This is a genomic window from Pseudomonas mohnii, from assembly GCF_900105115.1.
Taxonomy (GTDB): Bacteria; Pseudomonadota; Gammaproteobacteria; order Pseudomonadales; family Pseudomonadaceae; genus Aquipseudomonas; species Aquipseudomonas mohnii.
The window spans coordinates 2051550-2071586 of sequence record NZ_FNRV01000001.1; the positions used below are offsets into that span (position 1 = coordinate 2051550).

Consider the following 20037-nt stretch of genomic DNA (forward strand, 5'->3'; position numbering starts at 1 on the left):
GTCACGCTGTTCAGGGCAGCTTCAATGCCCGCCCCAGCTCATCAAACAACGTGACCACCGAGCGCAGGGCGCGGCAATCCGGGCGGGTCAGCAGCCACAGCGCGGAGTCATAACCCTGCAGTGGCTCACCCAGCGCCTGCAATCCGTCGCCGATCAGAAAGTCCGGCAATGCCGCCACCCCCAACCCTACCCGGACCAGTTCGGTCACCGACAGCATGCTGTTGCAGCGATAAGCGGGCGTCACACCTGGCAACGCCTGGCGACGCCAGGCAATGGTCGGGTGATCGGGCAGGAATTCGTCCGGGGCAATCCAGGTCAATGCGGCGAGGTCATGGGGATCGACCGATTGCAGATAACTAGCGCTGGCGCACACCCGGTACGCGACAGCCGCCAGTCGCCGCCCGACCAAATGCTCGGGCGGGGTGCGGGTCAAGCGCAGGGCGATGTCGGCATCGCGACGGCTGAGGTTGGCGAAGTCGTTGGAGGTACTGAGCTCGATGGTCAGTGCCGGGTAATTGGGCATGAACCGCGCTAGCGCCGGCAGCAACAAACCTTGCAGAACCGAGTCGGTGCAGGTCAGGCGCACGGTGCCGCTGATCACTTCACCGCCCTGCTCCACGCCAATGCGCGCAGCCTCAAGTGCCTGTTCGGCGCGCTCGGCCTGCTCGGCCAAGGACTGGGCCAGGCTGGTCGGCAAGTAGCCGGCGCGGCTCTTTTCGAACAATTGCTGACCCAGCGCGGCTTCCAGTCGACGCACCGCACGAAACACCGTCGAGACATCCACCCGCAACAGCTGCGAGGCCCGGACCAGAGAGCCGCCACGCACCAACGCCAGAATCAGGGCCAGGTCCGGGTAGTCCAGTCGATAGTGCGTGGCTGCATTGATCACTTGGGAAAACGCCCATATTGAGTGCGTGAACGCCAATCTATAGTGAGCGCCAGGAATCAACAAGCGCCGAGGTTGCTCATGGAAAACCGCGTTATCCGCATCGCCCTGATCGGCGACTATGACCCGCACGTCACCGCTCACCAGGCCATTCCCGTGGCCCTGGAGATGGCAGCCGAACACGGTGGCCAGAACGTGCATGGGCATTGGCTGGCGACTGACAGCCTCCACGCCGACACCCCGCTCGAGGGCTACGACGGTTTCTGGTGCGTGCCCGCGAGCCCCTACCGCAACATGGACGGCGCATTGCGGGCGATTCGTTTTGCCCGCGAACAAGGGCGGCCTTTCCTCGGCACCTGCGGCGGCTTTCAACACGCCGTGCTGGAATATGCGCGCAACGTGCTGGGCTGGACGGATGCCGAACATGGCGAGACATCGCCCAATGCTGCGCGGGTGTTGCTCACGCAGCTGGCCTGCTCGCTGGTGGAGGCCATCGACAGCATTCATTTGCGTGAAGGTTCGTTGATCGCCAAGGCGTACGAAACCGCTGAAATACGTGAAGGCTACCGCTGCAATTACGGTGTGAATCCTGAGTTCGAGCACGCCTTGCTCAGGCACGATCTCCAGGCCGTCGGACACGATTCGGCCCACGGCTTGCGAGCGCTGGAACTGCGAGGTCATCCGTTCTTTGTCGCCACCCTGTTCCAGCCCGAACGCGCCGCGCTCAAGGGCACCTTGCCGCCCCTGGTACGGGCATTCATCCAGGCCTCCACGGGGCAGCCCTCATGATCGCCAACACCCCGCCAGCCCCTTACTTCGCCGTGATTTTCACCTCGCTGCGCACCGAGGGTGACCAGGGTTACGCCGAAGCGGCCGAGCGCATGGTCGAGCTGGCCCGCCAACAGCCGGGGTTCCTCGGGGTGGAGTCGGCACGAGGCGATGACGGGCTGGGGATTACCGTGTCGTACTGGGCCAGTGAGGCGGCGATCCTGGCGTGGAAACAGCATCCTGAGCACAGCGCGATTCGGGAACGGGGGCGCACGACCTGGTATGCGCATTGCCATACGCGGGTATGCCGGGTTGAGCGGGCTTATGAGTTCGAACGGTAATTGATGCGGCGTTATTAAGGCAGACATCGCGAGCAAGCTCGCTCCGACAATGGATCGGTGGGAGCGAGCTTGCTCGCGATGGGGCCTGACGAGTCACCGCAATCACTCAACCCTGCACCCATTGCCTCACCGCCAGAATCTCCGGCACTTCCTGGCGCTGCATGTACACCCGCAACGGCTCGGTGATGTTGATCCGGTCATCGATGTTCTGATCCAGCAGCAATTGAATCAGCTCGCGCTTGAGGGTCATGGTCTGCTCGTGGCCGGGCGCCCAGACGAATTCGCTGGCGGGAATGATGCCGTCATCGGCCACGTCCATGCCGAAAGCGTCTTCACTGAAGCGCACGATGTAACGGCCGGTCTTGCGATTGAGCCCGACGAAACCTTTGAGTTGGTCGGCGGCCTGGCAGATGAGCTGGGAAGTGATGCGCATGAAAACCTCACAAAAGGTGATGGATGGTTGACACGCAAGGATGACGAGTGGATTTCCCTCTGCCGGGGAAATGGCCGGGGCCAAGGGTACTGCAAAAAACCGTTTTGAACAGATGGATGTCGGTCCGGCGATAGCGCTTGTCACGCTCAGTTGCTACAAGAGAGGGCTTCGACAACCATTGCGAAAGGATTTCGACCATGCCCGTCACCTTCAGCAAAAGCGCCTTGCTGCTGAGTCTGCTGCTCGGCCTCGGCCAGGCGCATGCCGCCAGCGAGCCAGCCCCGGTTGCATTGGCAGCCCGTCTGGGCATCCCGCACCCGGCGGTGATTGCCCATCGCGGCGCGTCCTTTGATGCCCCGGAATCGACTGCCGCCGCCTACAAGACCGCCCGCGATCTCGGCGCCGATTACCTGGAGCTGGACCTGCAACGCAGCAAGGATGGCGTGCTGTTCGCCCTGCACGACAACCATCTGCAACGCACCACCGACGTCGCCACCCGATTCCCCGAGCGCAAGGACAGCCCGGCCACGGCATTCACCCTCGCCGAACTGAAAACCCTGGATGCCGGCAGCTGGTTCAACAGCGCCTACCCCGATCGCGCGCGGCCTGCCTTTGCCGGGCTGAAAATCCTCACCCTCGATGAAATCATCGACATCGCCGAAGGCAATCCGCTGCACAAACCCGGCCTGTACATCGAAACCAAGGAGCCCAGGCAGTTTCCCGGCATCGAACGCGAGCTGAAGGAAAAACTCCAGGCCCGTGGCTGGCTGATCCCGCCGGGGTCGACACCGACAAAAAACGAAGTGGCCGTCGGCCAGGGCACTGGCAAGGTGATCCTGCAAACCTTCGAGAAGAACAGCCTCGAGCTGCTGCAAAAGGAAATGCCGCAGGTGCCGAAAATCCTTCTGCTTTGGGTGGGCGAAGGCAACATCGAGCCGGCCTCCAACGTGCCGTTTGCCAAGTCCGGCGAGAAAGACAAAGCGGCTTACTACGCCAGACAGCAACCCAAGGACAAAGCCGAATTCCAGCGCTGGATCGACTACGCCAAGGCCCAGGGCGCGATCGGCACCGGCCCGTCTGCCGCACTGACCCAGGGTGGTGAACAGAGTTACGCGGATTTGGTGAAGCCCTGGATGAACCAGTACACCCACGAGCAGGGGCTATTGGTGCATGTCTACACCCTCGACGATGCGGTGGATTACCAGAAAGCCATGGACGCCGGCGTCGACGGCATCTTCACCAACCGTGCGAGCGAGTTGCTCAAATTCTACAAGCGCCCGGCGGCGGCGAGTGTGGAGCAGGTGTTGCGCAACAACGGTTTCTGAGCCGGGATCGACGCGTCCGCATCGCTGGCAAACCAGCGATGCTCGGGAATTAAGGCTGAATTAAGTTGCCACAATTAACCTGATCCCACTCAAACCGCTCACCCAAGGAAAGAAGCCCATGAAAACCCTGACCGCCCTGTTCACCGCCGCTGCCTTGACCCTGACCGCCGGCTTAGCGCAGGCCGATGTTCGAGTGGACGAGATCCCGCAACTGGTCAAGGACGGCAAGATCAAGCCGTTGGAAGAGCTGAACAAAATCGCTCTGGACCTGCACCCGGGTGCAACGATCACCAAAACCGAGCTGGATAACCATTTCAACGATTACGAGTACGAGATCGAACTGCGCGACAAGCAGAACGTCGAGTGGGATGTGGACATCGATGCCGCCACCGGCAAGGTCCTGAAGAACAAGCAAGACAAGTAACCGCGACGCGCATAAAAGCCGCACGACCTGACCATCGTGCGGCGTTTGTGCGTTTTCACGTCACGCCGATGTGCTGACCAGCGAACCGGATGTGCTGCCGCCCTCTTCCTGCAAGGCCTGCAACAGCGACGCGGTGGCGGTTTGCAATGAGGCAGAGGTCGTCGCTATCTGCGCCTGAGCCGCCGCCACATCAGCCGCCTTGGCATCGGCGCTTTCCTGCCTGGCCTGGGCCGCTTGCAGTTGCTGCTGTTGTTCCTGCAATTGCTTTTGCAGCTCGGCGATCTGCTTGCGCAGTGCTTTGACCGAGTCGGATTCTTCGCTGCTACTGGAACTGCTGCTACCCGATGCCGATGCGCCGCCAGCGGAAGCCTTGGTGTCATTGCTAGAAGCCGATGTCGAGGTCGCTGCGGTGGTGGACGTGTCTTCAGTGCTCGTGGCGCTGGTCGAAGCGGTCGCCGTGCTCGACAGTGGCTGGGCGATTGAAACGGAGGTGATGCTGACCATGGGCGTTATCCAAAGTAGTTCGAAGTCCCCTCCCTCATCGACACGCCGAGCCAGCACTTGAGATCGACTGTGTAGCGATTCAGTAAGCAAACCGATACACAGCCGTTTTCATTACGCGCTCAGACGCGCCGTCACCTCGTTCAACTCCCCCGACAACCCGCGCAGGTTGTTGCTCGCCGCTTCGGTGCGTTGCACGTTGTCCAGGTTGGTACTGGCGATGCTGGTGATCTCCGTCAGATTGCGCGAGATGTCTTCGGCGACGGACGTCTGCTCTTCGGCGGCGGTAGCGATCTGGCGGTTCATGTCGCGAATCGCTTCCACGGCCAGGGTGATGCGCTCGAGCATGGCACCCGCCTCGGTGACTTGCCGGACGCTTTCCTCACTGCGCGACTGACCGCTTTCAATCGCCTGGGCCGCATCCACCGCACCGCTCTGCACGGTGTGGATGATCTGGTTGATTTCGATGATCGACGCTGCCGTACGCTGGGCCAGGCTGCGCACTTCATCAGCCACCACGGCAAAACCGCGACCGGCCTCTCCAGCGCGAGCGGCTTCAATCGCGGCGTTAAGCGCCAGCAGGTTGGTCTGTTCGGCGATGCCGCGAATCACTTCCAGTACCTTGCCGATGCGCCCGCTGTCGGTTTCCAGCTGACGAATGACCGTGGCGGTGTTGTCGATTTCGCCGCGCATCCGGGTGATGGTGTCAATGGTGCCCTGCATGACTTTCTCGCCCTGCTGCGCGGAATGGTCCGCATCGTCGGCGGCGCGTGCGGCATCAGCGGCATGGCGGGCGACTTCCTGTGCGGTGGCGGACATTTCGTTCATCGCCGTGGCCACCTGATCGGTGCGATTGAACTGCTCATGGGTGCCGCCGGCCATCACGGTCGCGATCGAATTCAGCTCGCCGCTGGCGCTTTCCAGATCCGAGGCACTGCGTTGCAAGCGGCTGAAGGTTTCGGCGAGGAAGTCGCGCAAGGTATTGGCCGCCATCGCCAGTTTGCCCAATTCATCCTGACGGCCGCTGGCCACGCGCTCGGCGAATTTGCCGTGGCTGAGTTGCGCCACGTATTCGATCAGTTGGCGAATCGGCTCGACCAGGTTGCGGTTGATCAGCCACAGGCTCAACAGACCGATCAGCGCCCCCGACACCAGCATCACGATGATCCCCAGCAACACCGTGCGATGGGCACTGGCGCTGAGCTGTTTCGATTGGTCCACACCCTGCTGGCGCAACTCGCTGACCAAGGCGCTCATCTGATCGCTGGTCGCGCGGTCCACCCCCTTGACTGCAGTGTCACCGGCCGAGGGATCGGCACCCGCCGCGAGATAGGCGTCGCGGCCCTTCTGATACGCGGCGCCCAGTTGGCGATGCTCGTCGCGCAGCCGTTCGATGCGCGATTTCAGTTGCGGCTCGATGCCCTGCTGCCCGGCCAGTTCGCCGAGGATGTCCTGCACATCGCGCTGACGCTCCTGGAACTGCTTCCAGTATTTGTCCAGGTCAGCCGGTTGCTTGCCGCGCAGCAGGACGTTTTTCCACTCCTGTACCTGCACCTTGAATTGCAGGTTGGCTTCATCGATCAGTTGCGACGTGTGCAACGGCCCCTCGATCAGGTTGGCGTAGCTCTGGACACCGCTGGACAAAAAGTGAAAGCAGGCCAGCGCGATCAGCAACATCGCAATCAGACTGCCGCTCAGCAGGGCGAGAATTTGCGCTCTCAGGGACTTTTGCAAAAACATCGGACAGTACTCATGACAGGAATGAAGCACGCCCGGTTCAGGCGTGAAAGGTCTCAGGACATCCTTGTCTGCGGCGTCGGCTTTTGGCCGAAGGCGCGCAACTTACCCCAAGCAAGATCGGCGTGCCAGAGCGGTTCTTTAGGGAAATCCGACCATCGGCCGAGCAATCGTTTGCGTTCACTTTGTCGTCACAAAAACGTCATCAGTGCTTGCGATGATGCGGCTCTAGTGAACCTGTAAAACCCGCAGCAGGCGCCTCACCTTGCGAGCACTCATGAACCACAGCATCGATCAAAGCCATCGCGATCCGGATCTGTTCGGCTTGCTTTACGGCTTCAGTTTTCGTCCTGGCGAGCGCGGTCGCGAGATCGATTCGGCCAGGGCGCTGCAGTGCCTGCAGCAACCGGACGACAGCGGTGAATTCCTCTGGCTGCATTTGAATCTTGCCCATGCCGCGTGCGAGCGCTGGATGAAAAGTCATCTGGAATTGCCTGACGAGTTTTTCGAGGCCTTGCACGAAGGCTCGCGTTCGACGCGTATCGAGCATGTCGACTCGGCATTGCTGGCGGTGGTCAACGACGTGGTGTTCAACCTCAGCAGCATGGTCTCGTCGGATGTTTCGACGCTGTGGGTCTGCGTGCGCAGTCGGCTGATCATCAGCGCACGCCTTCAACCGCTGCACTCGGTGGACAAGCTGCGCTCTTCGGTGAAGGCCGGCGAACGCTTTCGCTCGCCGCTGGAACTGCTGGTGCACCTGCTGCGCGATCAGGGTGAAGTGCTGACCCAGATCGTGCGCAAGACCAGCCTGAGTGTCGATCAGGTCGAAGACGAATTACTCTCCTCGCGCCTGTCGACCAACCGCGCCGAGCTGGGCGCCAACCGTCGGGTGCTGGTGCGCTTGCAGCGGCTGCTGGCGCTGGAACCGGGGTCGTTGCTGCGCCTGCTCAATCGCCCGCCGACGTGGCTGCAAAAGGAAGACGTGAAGGAGCTGCGCAAATCCACCGAGGAGTTCGCGTTGATCATCAACGACCTCACGGCGCTGGGTGAACGGATCAAGTTGTTGCAGGAAGAAATCGCCGCCAACCTCAACGAACAGACCAACCGCACGCTGTTCACCCTGACGGTGGTGACGGTGCTGGCACTGCCCATCAATATCATTGCCGGCTTCTTCGGCATGAACGTTGGCGGCATTCCGCTGGCCGGTGATCCGGAAGGGTTCTGGATCCTGGTGGCGCTGGTCGCGACCTTCACAGTGATTGCCGGGCGCTGGGCGTTTCGCAAGCAGCGGGATTATTGACACGCCCTCATCAACTGACACAGGTTTTTTGTACCGCCCTCAGGATTGTCTGGGTTCCAGATAAACGGCCCACGAAAAACCTAAACCCTGATCCAAAGCAGTCTCCCTGTAACAATTAGCAACGATTATCACTGATACACCTCCCTCCTCAGGAATGTCAGCGATGGCTACACCCACCTTCTCCGCCGCCCAGGCGCCCGTCAGTAGCGCAAAACCGCAATTGGATAAAAAACCTGGACTGTTCACCATCGTGGTGTTTTTTGCCGTACTGGCCATCGGCTTGCTGTTCACCGCCTACAGCCTGATGCACGACATGCACGAACTCGGCACGGTGGTCACCACCTGGACGCCGTTTCTGCTGCTGGGCGTCGCGCTGTTGATCGCTCTGGGCTTTGAATTCGTCAACGGTTTCCACGACACCGCCAACGCGGTGGCCACCGTGATTTACACCAACTCATTGCCGCCGAACGTCGCGGTGGTCTGGTCCGGTTTCTTCAACTTCCTCGGTGTGTTGCTGTCCAGCGGCGCCGTGGCTTTCGGCATCATCGCCCTGCTGCCGGTCGAGCTGATTCTGCAGGTCGGGTCGTCCGCTGGCTTCGCGATGATCTTCGCCCTGCTGATCGCGGCGATCCTGTGGAACCTCGGCACCTGGTGGCTGGGCCTGCCGGCGTCTTCGTCGCACACCCTGATCGGCTCGATCATCGGCGTTGGCGTGGCCAACGCACTGATGCATGGCCGTGATGGCACCAGCGGCGTGGACTGGGCGCAAGCGACCAAGATCGGTTATGCACTGCTGCTGTCGCCGCTGGTCGGCTTCGGCTGCGCCGCATTGCTGCTGCTGGCCCTGCGCGCCTTTGTGAAAAACCGTGCGCTGTACAAAGAACCGAAAGGCGACACGCCGCCACCTTGGTGGATTCGCGGCCTGCTGATCGTGACCTGCACTGGCGTGTCCTTCGCCCACGGCTCCAACGACGGCCAGAAGGGCATGGGCCTGATCATGTTGATTCTGGTCGGTACGCTGCCGATGGCCTACGCCCTGAACCGCACCATGCCCGCCGACCAGGCCTTGCAATTTGCCGCGGTGGCCGAAGTCACCCAGCAAGCCCTGGTGAAAAGTGCCCCGCAACCCGCGCCGGCCGACCCGCGGGCGGTGCTGTCCGACTACGTGCGCAGCAAGGACGCCACACCGCAGCTGGTGCCGGCGCTCGCCGCGCTGACCGGTAGCATTGGCGCCGAGGTCAAGGGGTATGGTTCGCTGTCGAAAGTCCCCACCGAAGCCGTGGGCAACGTGCGCAACGACATGTACCTGACCAGCGAAACCATTCGCCTGATGGACAAGAACAAGCTCGGCAACTTCGACGCCGACACCAGCGGCAAGCTGCAACTGTTCAAGCAGCAGATCGATAACTCGACGCGCTTCATCCCGCTATGGGTGAAGATCGCGGTGGCCATCGCCCTCGGCCTGGGCACCATGGTCGGCTGGAAACGGATCGTGGTGACGGTTGGCGAGAAGATCGGCAAGACCCACCTGACCTACGCTCAGGGCGCCTCGGCGGAAACCGTGGCCATGCTGACCATCGGCGCCGCCGACATGTTCGGTTTGCCGGTGTCGACCACGCATGTGCTGTCTTCCGGTGTGGCCGGGACCATGGTCGCCAATGGTGGCGGCCTGCAGATGAGGACCATCCGCAACCTGCTGATGGCCTGGGTGCTGACCTTGCCGGCGGCCATTGTGCTGTCGGGCAGCCTGTACTGGTTGTTCACCCAACTGTTCTGATTCGATCGCTGTTTCAACCGTCCCGGCCCGATCCTGAGCCGGGATTTTTTTTGTCCGACGGCACGGCATTTGCTCGCAGCCCCGGGAGCTTACGCTTTATTGACGCACCACATGTCCAGCAGCCCTTCAGTTTGTTAGCGTGATGCCGACTCATAAAAGACTCGATGCATTCAGGAGTGAAATCGTGAATCTGTACATCAATCAGCTTCAACACAAAGCTGACTTCAAAGAAGCCATCTACGCCGGCGACATCTTCCTGAACACTCATCTGCGTGCCGCCAAGGATCTGTGCGCGTTCGCGCAGGAGAGCATCACCGCCGCCTTCGACGGCGAAACCCATCACCAGGCGCTGCACACGCTGATGCCGGTGGAAGAATTCGTGGTTCTGGTGACGCGCCTCAAGGGCCAGTTCACCAACAGCCAACGCGTCAAGGAACTGATTCTGGCGTTTATCGACGAGATCGGCGTCGACCCGCGCGAATACATTTTCGACGTGCCGCGCATTCGCGTGGTGCCCAACTATGACTACCTGCACGCCGGGGTCAGCTACGCCTACAAGCCGCATCGCGACACGTGGTACGGCAGCGTCGATTGCCAGATCAACACCTGGATGCCGGTGCACACCATCAGCCCCGACCAGACCATGATGATCAACGCCGGCTACTTCGACGTACCGGTGAAGAACACCTCCAGCCAATGGAGCCTCAACGACTGGATCAACAATCAGCGCCACAAGGCCAAGGACAACCTCAAGGAGGAAGTCCGGGTGCACCCGGTGCCACTGGAAGCTATCGATAGCGCCTCTGAAGTGCGCATCGCCGGCAACACCGGGGAGATGCTGATCTTCTCCGGCTCGCACCTGCACGGCACCGTGGCCAACCACACCGATCAAACCCGCTTCAGCGTGGACTTCCGCCTGATGCATCTCGACGACCTCAAGCACCAGCGCGGCGCCATCAACGTCGACAGCGCGTGCCCGGATGTCGGCGCAGGCTTCAAAGACTATTTCCACGCCCACGACTTTTCGAATTTCCAAGGAATCGACCAATGACCAAGCGTCGCATCACGCCTGCCGAGGCCCAGTACAACGAAACCCGTGCCAACGTCCTCAAACGGGTCGATGCCGAATACGTCGCCGATGCACCGTTCGTTTTCGCCAACCGCATCGGCGTGACCGCTGCGCTGTCGCGCATGGAGCTGTTCAAGAAAGTGGCCGAAGTACCGGGCGCGATCATCGAGTGCGGCGTGTACAAGGGCAACTCGCTGATGCTCTACATGCACCTGTCGATGATCCTGGAACCCTACGCGATCAACCGCTCGATCATTGGCTTCGACACCTTCGAAGGCTTCCAGAGCATCGACAAGAACGAAGACCCGGCCGACGTCAACGAGACCATGTTCTCCGACACCGACCAGTCGCTGATCCAGGACATGATCGACGCCAACGACCTGCTGCGCCCGGTCAACCGCATCCCGCGCTGCGAACTGGTCAAGGGTGACATCGTCAAGACCGTGCCTGAGTGGGTCAAGACCCGTCCTGACCTGGTCGTGGCCATGCTGATTCTCGACACCGACCTGTACGAATCGACCAAAGTCGCGCTGGAAACCTTCCTGCCGTACATGCCTAAAGGCGCAATCGTGGTGCTCGACGAAGTCGCCTACCGCAACTTCCCGGGCGAAACCAAAGCCCTGCGTGAAGTGCTGGACCTGAACAAGATCGAACTCAAGCGTCTGCCGTTCGATTCCTGCGTAGGTTACTTCCACGTCTGATATCCGGACCGGGACCTGACACAAAACCTGTGGGAGCGAGCTGGCTCGCGAATGCGGTCTGACCTTCAACAATGATGTTGAATCGTTGACCGTTTCGCGAGCCAGCTCGCTCTCGTCGTTTATGCGCCGCAGCTTTCACGAATGACCATGCGCTCGCGCACCACGTCATACACCCAGTGGTACAGGTAGGTGTAGGGCAGGAAAAACAGCAGCACCCCGATATCCAGCAAAAATGCCTGCCACAAGCTGATGTTCAGCCACCAGGCAATCAGCGGTACGCCGAGGGCCACCAGGCCGCCTTCGAACAACAGCGCATGCACCACCCGGACCCAGGCGTTGTGCGCAATGGCCAGGCGCTTGAGCATCCGATCGAAGAAACCGTTGAAGACCACGTTCCACGCCAGGGCCAGTGCGGCCATGACCAGGGTCACGACGCCCATGTCGAGCATCGGCTTGTCCATGATCCACGCCAGCAATGGGGTGCAGATCAGGATCGCCAGCAATTCGAAACCGATGGCCTGGAAAATACGCTCAGTGATGGATTTGTTGGCGCTCATGGCCAGACTCCTTGAGTGACGGTGGTTGCCATGATCCTTTCTCGCACCGATACTTCATAACCAAGAACCATCGATCAAGGCGATAGTTCATGGCCTCCCAAGAAGTGTTGCAGGCCTTCGTCCAGGCCGCGACTCAGGGCTCGTTTTCCGCTGCGGCGCGTAAATTGGGTCGCAGTCAGTCGACCGTCAGCGCGGCGGTGGCCAGTCTGGAAATCGACCTCAACCTGACGCTGTTCGACCGCACCACCCGCAAACCCACGCTCACCCCGGCCGGGTACGTGATGTTGCAGCGCGCCGAGGACATTCTGGCCGCCACCAGTCGCCTGGAAATGGCGGCCAGCCAACTGTCCCAAGGGGTCGAGGCGAAATTGACCGTGGCGCTGTCCGACACCTACCAGTCCGACCGTTTCGAAGCGTCACTCAGTGCCTTCGAGCAGCGTTATCCCGACCTGGAACTCGAATGCCTGATCGCCGAATGCGATGACCTGGTGGCCCTGGTACAGAGCGGTCGGGCGCAGGTCGCCTTCGCCGAAATGCAGGACAGCTACCCACCGGACCTGGTCAGCTCGACGGTGGATGAACGCACGGACATCGCGCTGTTCGCGTCCCCTGAACATCCGCTGGCAGCGCTGCCATACATTGATCAGGACGTGCTACAGCAGCACCGTGAATTGCGCCTGGCAACCATCGTCAATCCCTATGAAAGCCGGGCCAAAGGGCGCGTCTGGTCGGCGCCAAGTTATTTGATGCTGCTGGAGATGGCCCAGGGCGGATTCGGCTGGGCGCCGTTGCCGCGCTGGCTGGTGGAGCGCTTCGGTCCGGGCACCTTGCAGGAGCTGCCGGTGCGTGGCTGGCCGAAGACGGTGTCGGTCGATGCCCTGTGGTCGCGGCTGCACCCACCGGGGCCGGCGGGTAGTTGGCTGCTGGGCAAGATGCTGGAGTGAGAGTCCTTCGGCGCTGCGCGGAAGCTGTAGGAGCGTGACTTGCCCGCGATGACGTCAATTCAGACACCCCATCACCTGAACCTGATCACGCCACCTCGACCCGCATCGGCTGATTCATTTGAAAAAACTCATGCAACCCGCGCATCGCAGGTAACTCCAGCGCCTGGGCGGCGTAGCACAAACCCACCCGACGCGTCGGGGTCGGCAAGTGCATCGCACGAGTCGTCACCCGTGCCTGCCCGCTCACCAATGACTGCGGCAACAGCGCCACGCCAATGCCCGCAGCCACCATGTGCAACGCCTGTTTCAACGAGCCGGCATGCCCCGCCACCGCGTCTGGCGAACGTCCGTACAGCGCCATCAAGCGTTGATGGGACGGGTGCTGTGGGCAGGTGATCCAGTCACTGATCGGCGTCCAGGCTTGCCCGCTTTGCGCGATGGCCATCGGGTGTCCCACCGGCAGCGCCATCACATAGGATTCCTCCCACAGTGGCAGGAACAACTCGTCCTCGCAGCACATCTCCTCCACCGCCAGGCGCCCGTCGCCGCGGCAGCCTTCTTCGAGCGTCAGCAACAGGTTGGGCAGTGCCTGTCGGGCCATGCGCACGAACGCTTCGATGTGACTATCGGCAATATCGCCTTCGATGCCCAAGGTCAGCGGCGTGCGGTTTTCCTGGCCGAGGAACAACCGGCTCAAGGCTTGCGCATCCGCCACCATCCGCAGGGCCTGCGGGTACAGGACCCGCGCCTCATCACTGACATCAACGCCACGGGGCTGACGCACGAACAGCCGGGCGCCCAACTCCTCTTCGAGCTGTTTGATGGTTACCGACAGGGTCGGCTGGCTGACGAACAACCGCTGGGCCGCGAGGGTGATGTTGCGCTCCTCGAACACCGCGAGAAAGGCTGTGAGGTGGCGGATATCCATAGGCAGTTCCGATGACAGACAGAGAAATAAGGCATTTTTCAGCCACGGCAGCGATAAATATACTGCGCGTCACGTTGAGTTATTTGTTTTTCTGATTTCAGGAGTCCAGCCATGGGTAAGCCATTGATCATCATCACCGGGGCCAGTTCAGGCATTGGCGAAGCCGCCGCTCGCTTGCTGAGCGCAGCCGGCCATCCGCTCTTACTGCTGGCCCGGCGGGTCGAACGCCTGCAAGCGCTCGATTTGCCGGACACCCTCAGCCGTCGCGTCGACATCACCGACCGCCCGACCCTGCTCGCCGCCGTGGCCGAAGCCGAAGCACAGTTCGGCCCGGCCGATGCGCTGATCAACAACGCCGGGGTAATGCTGCTGGGCGAGATGAGCAAACAGGACCCGGCACAGTGGGACCAGATGCTCGACGTCAATGTGAAAGGCCTGCTCAATGGCGTGCACGCGGTGGTGGCCGGGATGATCGAGCGCAAACACGGCACGATCATCAACGTCAGCTCGGTGGCCGGACGCAAGACATTCCCCAACCACGTGGCCTACGTCGGGACCAAATTCGCGGTACATGGCCTGTCGGAAAACCTGCGGGAAGAACTGTCACCGCATAACGTGCGAGTCATCACCATCGCACCGGGCGCGGTAGAAACCGAACTGCTCGGCCACACCACCGATGAAGCGATCAAGACCGGTTACCAAGCCTGGAAACAGGACATGGGCGGTACCGTATTGAGCGCCGAAGATGTCGCATCAGCCATCGCGTTTGCGTACCAGCAACCGCAGAACGTGTGCATTCGCGAGATCGTGATGGCGGCGACACGGCAGCAAAGTTGACGGTCGTGCGGGTTTGATTGTGCAGAGATGGCGTACATCTGTGGGTGATTGGTCGGCTGTCAGGCCGCCATCGCTGCGATGCGGCGCCCCGACGAGCCAGCTCCCACAGGAGAGCGGGTACACCTGCGGATGATTGATCGGCTGATCGGCCGCCTTCGCTGGCAAGCCAGCTCCCACAGGAAAGCAGGTACACCTGCGGATGATTGATCGGCCGCCTTCGCTGGCAGGCCAGCTCCCACAGGAGAACGGGTACACCTGCGGATGATTGATCGGCTGATCGGCCGCCTTCGCTGGCAAGCCAGCTCCCACAGGACAGCGGGTACACCTGCGGATGATTGATCGGCTGATCGGCCGCCATCGCTGGCAGGCCAGTTCCCACAGGACAGCGGGTACACCTGCGGATGATTGATCGGCTGATCGGCCGCCATCGCTGGCAGGCCAGTTCCCACAGGAGAACGGGTACACCTGCGGATGATTGATCGGCTGATCGGCCGCCATCGCTGGCAGGCCAGCTCCCACAGGAGAACGGGTACACCTGCGGATGATTGATCGGCTGATCGGCCGCCTTCGCTGACAGGCCAGCTCCCACAGGAGAACGGGTACACCTGCGGATGATTGATCGGCTGATCGGCCGCTATCGCTGGCAAGCCAGCTCCCACAGGAGAGCGGGTACACCTGCGGATGATTGATCGGCTGATCGGCCGCCTTCGCTGGCAAGCCAGCTCCCACAGGACAGCGGGTACACCTGCGGATGATTGATCGGCTGATCGGCCGCCATCGCTGGCAGGCCAGTTCCCACAGGACAGCGGGTACACCTGCGGATGATTGATCGGCTGATCGGCCGCCATCGCTGGCAGGCCAGTTCCCACAGGAGAACGGGTACACCTGCGGATGATTGATCGGCTGATCGGCCGCCATCGCTGGCAGGCCAGCTCCCACAGGAGAACGGGTACACCTGCGGATGATTGATCGGCTGATCGGCCGCCATCGCTGGCAAGCCAGCTCCCACAGGACAGCGGGTACACCTGCGGATGATTGATCGGCTGATCGGCCGCCATCGCTGGCAGGCCAGCTCCCACAGGAGAACGGGTACACCTGCGGATGATTGATCGGCTGATCGGCCGCCATCGCTGGCAGGCCAGTTCCCACAGGAGACCGGGTACACCTGCGGATGATTGGTCGGCTGTCGGGCCGCCATCGCTGGCAAGCCAGTTCCCACAGGACAGCGGGTACACCTGCGGATGATTGATCGGCTGATCGGCCGCCATCGCTGGCAAGCCAGCTCCCACAGGAGAGCGGGTACACCTGCGGATGATTGATCGGCTGATCGGCCGCCATCGCTGGCAGGCCAGCTCCCACAGGAGAGCGGGTACACCTGCGGATGATTGATCGGCTGATCGGCCGCCATCGCTGGCAGGCCAGTTCCCACAGGAGAACGGGTACACGTGCGGATGATTGATCGGCTGATCGGCCGCCTTCGCTGGCAGCCCAGCTCCCACAGGAGATTGGGGCAGCTGCAGGTGATTGGTCGGCTGTCAGGCCGCCTTCGCTGCGATGCGGCGCCCCGACGAGCCAGCTCCTACAGAAAAGCAAGGCCCACAACCCCGCTCTTCACCACTCATCAGGCCGAGCGTTAGCTCGCCTGCAGCTTTTGATCTTGATCCACCCGCCCCTTCGGAAGGCTGAATGGAGGTGTTCATCCGGGGAGTGGCGCGCAGCGCCGTTCGACGCAGTCGAACACGCTGCATGTAGGTTGAAGCGAAGCCAACCGGAGGGCAGTGTCCCCGGATGGACACCGCAGCGAAGGAACCCCGAGCCCCAGCGAGGGGCCGGACGCTCGGGGCGAGCCTTTTTTTGCTTATCTTTTTTTTGGCGTCTCCGGTCTGAAAAAAAAGTAAGTCGCCGTAAGGGCGAAACCATAGGCAGCCGTTACCGCAGCAACGGATATGTACACAATCAACCAGGAGCCCGGTCGGCCCAACGGCCGCCGATACACCCCATATCACCTCAATGCCCTGAGCCGCCCCTCGATAAACCGCCGCTCCGGCTCCTGCCGGGTCAACTCCAGTGCCCGCTCATACGCCTGCCGCGCCTGCTCCACCCGCCCCAACTGCCGACAAAACTCCGCCCGCGCCGAATGGGCCAAGTGGTAATCCTGCAGCTCACCGCGATCCAGAATCGCCTCGACCAGCGCCAGTCCCGCCAGCGGCCCATCCCGCTTCGACAGCGCCGCGGCGCGGTTCAACTCGATCACCGGTGAAGGTACGGCGCGCAGCAACACGTCATACAGCCCGACAATCTGCGCCCAATCGGTTTGCTCCACCGACGGTGCTTCGGCATGCACCGCCGCAATCGCGGCTTGCAGGCAATAGGGGCCGAATCGCCGCGTGCCCAGCGCCCGCTCCACCAACGCACAGCCTTCGGCGATCATCTGGCGGTCCCACAACGTTCGGTCCTGCTCATCCAGCAGGATCAGTTCGCCACTCGAAGACGTGCGCGCCGGACGCCGCGATTCGTGCAACAGCATCAGCGCCAGCAACCCCATCACCTCGGGCTCCCGCAACAGCTCCATGAGCAAACGACCGAGTCGAATGGCTTCACGGGTCAACTCTTCGCGGGTCACCAGCGCGCCGATGGACGCCGAATAACCTTCGTTGAACACCAGGTAAATCACCCGTAACACGCTGTCGAGGCGTTCGGGCAGTTCCGCCAGGGTTGGCACCTGATAAGGGATTTTCGCGTCACGGATTTTCGCCTTGGCGCGCACGATGCGTTGGGCGATGGTGGCCGGCGCCGAGAGGAAGGCCCGGGCGATTTCTTCCGTGGTCAGGTCGCAGACTTCCCGCAGGGTCAGCGGCACCTGTGCGTCCGCCGCCAATGCCGGGTGACAGCAGGTAAAAATCAGCCGCAGGCGGTCGTCTTCCACGTCCTCGTCACTCCAGTCGGCCTGCTCCAGTGCTTCCAGTTGAGCAATCAACAGCGGACGAGACGCGGCGAAGCGGGCGCGCCGGCGCAACACATCAATGGCTTTGAAGCGTCCGGTGGACACCAGCCACGCCCGCGGATTGTCCGGCACACCGTCCCGCTGCCAGCGCTCGACTGCAATGAAAAACGCCTCATGCAGGGCCTCTTCGGCGAGGTCGAAATCGCCGAGCAAGCGGATCAGTGTCGCCAGAATCCGTCGCGACTCTTCACGATAGACCTGCTCGACGCGCTCCTTGACCGGCAACGTCATTTCAAGGATTCAACTGACGAACGGGGCGCACTTCGACACAGCCGACCCGGGCCGCCGGAATGTCACCGGCGACCTGGATGGCTTCATTGAGGTCCTTGGCGTCGATCAGGTAGAAGCCGGCCAATTGTTCCTTGGTTTCGGCGAACGGGCCGTCAGTGATCGACAGCTTGCCGTTGCGCATGCGCACGGTCGTGGCGGTCTGCACCGACTCCAGCGCCTCGGCGGCGACCATTCGGCCACTGCCCAGGATCGACTCGGCGTACGCCATGCACTCGGCGTCCTTCGGGCTTTCCGGCAACGAATGCAGCAGGTGCTCGTCGCTGTAGACCAGGCATAAATACTTCATGAGCTTCTCCAGGATCGAAGATCAACTATGGCCGTGAATGAGCCGTTTGGCGCAGCTTCCCGATCAACTGCCCGACGGTCAGGGCTCCAGGTTAAACAGGGCCGTGCCACTCATCATGTCGAAGGGGGCCGACCAGTGTTCATGGACGATGCGCCATTGACCGGCCTCACGCCGATAGCAGGCCGTCACGCGCATCCAGCACGCCTGGGTTTCACCCTTGTCATTGGTGCCGCCACAGTGGGCCAGCCAATGGGCAAAGGCGATGTGCTCATCGGCCACGATGTTGGTGTGGTCGAAATCAAAGGTGTGCGGGCCCTGGCACATCTCCATGCATTCCAGCCAGTGCGCACGGTAGGCGGCCTTACCGCGAAACTGCAGCGCCTTGACCGCGTCGTAAGAGACGATGTCCTCGGCATACAGGGCCATGATTTTCTCGACATCCTTGGCGATGACCGCCTGACGGTAGGTGTCGATCAGGGTCTGGATTTCGTGTGTGGCATTCATGGTGGTTCTCCGTGGTTTTTGTTTTGAAGACACCCCTAGTCGTCTGGCGATCCATCCAATCGACAGTCGAAATAAAAATAATCCAAGAACGCAAACTCGCTAGAATCCGAGGCTCATTTCCGATGGAAAAAGGACACTCCAGTGACAGCCCGACTCGTGCCTTACGAAAGCCTGAATGCGTTGCAACGCCAGCAGGTCGAGGCCATCGAAGTACACCCGGAACAAATCAGGTTTTCCGGTGACATCCACGGTGCATTGCACACCCTGCTATCCAAACCCGGCCCCGGCGTCAAAGGATTTGCCCTGTTGGCCGACGCGATTCCCGTCGCCTTCCTGTTGCTCAAACGCCCACCGGTATTACCCGCCTGGGCCGATGAACACAGCGCCACCCTGCATGCCTTGCAAGTCGATCAGCGCGCCCAGGGCAAGGGGTATGGCAAGGCTTGCCTGCAAGACTTGCCTGAAGTGGCCCGCCAGGCCTGGCCGGAAATTCGCGGGCTGGAGTTGTCGGTGGATGCGGACAACGCCGCGGCCATTGCCCTGTATGCCAAATATGGTTTTGTCGACAGCGGCGAGGCGTACAAGGGGCGGATTGGCTATGAGCGGCGGATGGGATTGATGTTCTGATAGGCACATCCGCCCCCCTGTAGGAGCGAGCTTGCTCCGGGCGGCGTTCCGACGATGGACTTAAGAACACCGCGTTTAACCGGTAAACACGCGTTATCGTTAACGACCATCGCGAGCAAGCTCGCTCCTACAGGGGGATCTGCGTCGGGTTTAGAGACTGAGCACCATCTCATGCCACGCCATGCCGCCATGGTCCGACGCCGATGGCTTGACGTAGGCAAAGCCGAACCCGGCGTACAGCGGGATATGCCGCTCCTTGCACATCAGGTTGATGCTGGCCTTGCCCAGTGCGCGCATGCGCTCGATGAACTCGCCCATCAAACGCTTGGCCAGCCCCTGCCCCTGATAATCCGGATGCACCACCACCGACATGATCACCACATGGGGCCCGGCCGGGTCGTGGCCGATCAGCTCCTTGAACGCTTCGTCCGACATTTCCACTTCAAATGCCGCACCGGAATTGATGAAACCGGCGACCACGCCGTCCACTTCGGCAACGATGAAACCTTCGGGCCAGGTGGCGATGCGGGTGGCGATTTTTTCGCGGGTCGCGGCTTCGTCGCCCTCGTAGGCTACGGTTTCGATGGCGTAGCAACAGTCCAGGTCGGCGGGCAGGACGTTTCGGATGACAGGGTTTGTCGAGTTCATGGCAGAGCGCAGCAACCTTGGGGCAAGTGAGATGACGGAGTAACGCTCACCGATTCTAACAATACTTGCCTGCCGTCGAGCGTTCAGCGTAATCACGCTGTTCATCGACTTGCTGCACGAGCGACGAATCAAGCGGGACAGTGAGCGAC

21 protein-coding genes are annotated in these 20037 nt (G+C 61.5%); 11 read left to right on the forward strand and 10 right to left on the reverse strand.

Features of this window, described 5'->3' with window-relative positions:
• Positions 1-10 precede the first annotated feature (10 nt).
• Positions 11-952, reverse strand: a complete 942-nt coding sequence (locus tag BLV61_RS09615; RefSeq protein ID WP_090464475.1) for a LysR family transcriptional regulator — start codon at positions 950-952, stop codon at positions 11-13.
• A 15-nt stretch (positions 953-967) separates the two neighbouring features.
• On the opposite strand from BLV61_RS09615, the gene BLV61_RS09620 reads away from it, so the two are divergent.
• Entirely contained in the window at positions 968-1675 is a 708-nt protein-coding gene (locus tag BLV61_RS09620; protein ID WP_090464476.1) for a CTP synthase C-terminal region-related (seleno)protein, read from the forward strand.
• Positions 1672-1995 (forward strand): antibiotic biosynthesis monooxygenase family protein, encoded by a 324-nt coding sequence (locus tag BLV61_RS09625; protein WP_090464479.1) that lies wholly within the window; start codon positions 1672-1674, stop codon positions 1993-1995. Before BLV61_RS09620 ends, BLV61_RS09625 begins: the two co-directional genes overlap by 4 nt.
• 106 nt (positions 1996-2101) lie before the next feature.
• Here BLV61_RS09625 and BLV61_RS09630 read toward each other — a convergent pair whose 3' ends face one another.
• The gene (locus BLV61_RS09630) at positions 2102-2428 is read right to left on the reverse strand and encodes a DUF2025 family protein (RefSeq protein WP_047532400.1); all 327 of its coding nucleotides are present in this window, start codon (positions 2426-2428) and stop codon (positions 2102-2104) included.
• 197 nt (positions 2429-2625) lie between these two features.
• Between BLV61_RS09630 and BLV61_RS09635 the strand changes: the two genes are divergently transcribed.
• The gene (locus tag BLV61_RS09635) at positions 2626-3753 is read left to right on the forward strand and encodes a glycerophosphodiester phosphodiesterase (protein ID WP_090464481.1); all 1128 of its coding nucleotides are present in this window, start codon (positions 2626-2628) and stop codon (positions 3751-3753) included.
• Between the two features lie 118 nt (positions 3754-3871).
• A complete protein-coding gene (locus BLV61_RS09640; protein ID WP_090464485.1) occupies positions 3872-4177 on the forward strand; it encodes a PepSY domain-containing protein in 306 nt (101 codons plus the stop codon).
• 60 nt (positions 4178-4237) lie between these two features.
• On the opposite strand, the gene BLV61_RS09645 is transcribed toward BLV61_RS09640, so the two are convergent.
• Positions 4238-4681, reverse strand: a complete 444-nt coding sequence (locus BLV61_RS09645) for a hypothetical protein (protein ID WP_047532403.1) — start codon at positions 4679-4681, stop codon at positions 4238-4240.
• A gap of 111 nt (positions 4682-4792) precedes the next feature.
• Positions 4793-6418 carry a methyl-accepting chemotaxis protein gene (locus BLV61_RS09650; RefSeq protein WP_090464488.1) on the reverse strand — a complete coding sequence of 542 codons (1626 nt, stop codon included), beginning with the start codon at positions 6416-6418 and terminating at the stop codon, positions 4793-4795.
• A gap of 274 nt (positions 6419-6692) precedes the next feature.
• On the opposite strand from BLV61_RS09650, the gene BLV61_RS09655 reads away from it, so the two are divergent.
• The 4 genes from BLV61_RS09655 to BLV61_RS09670 all read left to right on the forward strand — a co-directional run bounded on the left by BLV61_RS09655 (position 6693) and on the right by BLV61_RS09670 (position 11262).
• Positions 6693-7715, forward strand: a complete 1023-nt coding sequence (locus tag BLV61_RS09655) for a transporter (RefSeq protein ID WP_090464494.1) — start codon at positions 6693-6695, stop codon at positions 7713-7715.
• A 163-nt stretch (positions 7716-7878) separates the two neighbouring features.
• Positions 7879-9492: an inorganic phosphate transporter gene (locus tag BLV61_RS09660; RefSeq protein ID WP_090464497.1), complete on the forward strand. Its 1614-nt coding sequence runs from the start codon at positions 7879-7881 to the stop codon at positions 9490-9492.
• Positions 9493-9676: 184 nt separating this feature from the next.
• Positions 9677-10543 (forward strand): 2OG-Fe(II) oxygenase family protein, encoded by an 867-nt coding sequence (locus BLV61_RS09665; RefSeq protein ID WP_090464498.1) that lies wholly within the window; start codon positions 9677-9679, stop codon positions 10541-10543.
• On the forward strand, positions 10540-11262 hold the full coding sequence (locus BLV61_RS09670; RefSeq protein ID WP_047532408.1) for a TylF/MycF/NovP-related O-methyltransferase: 723 nt from the start codon (positions 10540-10542) through the stop codon (positions 11260-11262). The genes BLV61_RS09665 and BLV61_RS09670 overlap by 4 nt, the downstream gene beginning before the upstream one ends.
• A gap of 119 nt (positions 11263-11381) precedes the next feature.
• Here the strand turns inward: BLV61_RS09670 and BLV61_RS09675 are convergent, their stop codons facing one another.
• Positions 11382-11819 carry a multidrug/biocide efflux PACE transporter gene (locus tag BLV61_RS09675; RefSeq protein ID WP_047532409.1) on the reverse strand — a complete coding sequence of 146 codons (438 nt, stop codon included), beginning with the start codon at positions 11817-11819 and terminating at the stop codon, positions 11382-11384.
• A gap of 89 nt (positions 11820-11908) precedes the next feature.
• Between BLV61_RS09675 and BLV61_RS09680 the strand changes: the two genes are divergently transcribed.
• On the forward strand, positions 11909-12763 hold the full coding sequence (locus tag BLV61_RS09680) for a LysR family transcriptional regulator (RefSeq protein WP_047532410.1): 855 nt from the start codon (positions 11909-11911) through the stop codon (positions 12761-12763).
• A gap of 85 nt (positions 12764-12848) precedes the next feature.
• Here BLV61_RS09680 and BLV61_RS09685 read toward each other — a convergent pair whose 3' ends face one another.
• Entirely contained in the window at positions 12849-13691 is an 843-nt protein-coding gene (locus BLV61_RS09685) for a LysR family transcriptional regulator (RefSeq protein ID WP_090464501.1), read from the reverse strand.
• A 111-nt stretch (positions 13692-13802) separates the two neighbouring features.
• Between BLV61_RS09685 and BLV61_RS09690 the strand changes: the two genes are divergently transcribed.
• Complete coding sequence (locus BLV61_RS09690; protein ID WP_047532412.1) at positions 13803-14528, forward strand: SDR family oxidoreductase; 726 nt, start codon at positions 13803-13805, stop codon at positions 14526-14528.
• Between the two features lie 2002 nt (positions 14529-16530).
• On the opposite strand, the gene BLV61_RS09700 is transcribed toward BLV61_RS09690, so the two are convergent.
• The 3 genes from BLV61_RS09700 to BLV61_RS09710 form a co-directional block, all read right to left on the reverse strand.
• On the reverse strand, positions 16531-17763 hold the full coding sequence (locus tag BLV61_RS09700; RefSeq protein ID WP_090464504.1) for an RNA polymerase sigma factor: 1233 nt from the start codon (positions 17761-17763) through the stop codon (positions 16531-16533).
• Between the two features lies 1 nt (position 17764).
• Positions 17765-18109, reverse strand: a complete 345-nt coding sequence (locus tag BLV61_RS09705) for a YciI family protein (RefSeq protein ID WP_090464507.1) — start codon at positions 18107-18109, stop codon at positions 17765-17767.
• Positions 18110-18187: 78 nt separating this feature from the next.
• Positions 18188-18613, reverse strand: a complete 426-nt coding sequence (locus BLV61_RS09710) for a YybH family protein (RefSeq protein ID WP_090464510.1) — start codon at positions 18611-18613, stop codon at positions 18188-18190.
• 141 nt (positions 18614-18754) lie between these two features.
• Here BLV61_RS09710 and BLV61_RS09715 point away from each other — a divergent pair, with 141 nt between their 5' ends.
• On the forward strand, positions 18755-19240 hold the full coding sequence (locus BLV61_RS09715; RefSeq protein ID WP_047532415.1) for a GNAT family N-acetyltransferase: 486 nt from the start codon (positions 18755-18757) through the stop codon (positions 19238-19240).
• Positions 19241-19390: 150 nt separating this feature from the next.
• Here BLV61_RS09715 and BLV61_RS09720 read toward each other — a convergent pair whose 3' ends face one another.
• Entirely contained in the window at positions 19391-19888 is a 498-nt protein-coding gene (locus tag BLV61_RS09720) for a GNAT family N-acetyltransferase (RefSeq protein WP_090464513.1), read from the reverse strand.
• Positions 19889-20037 lie beyond the last annotated feature (149 nt).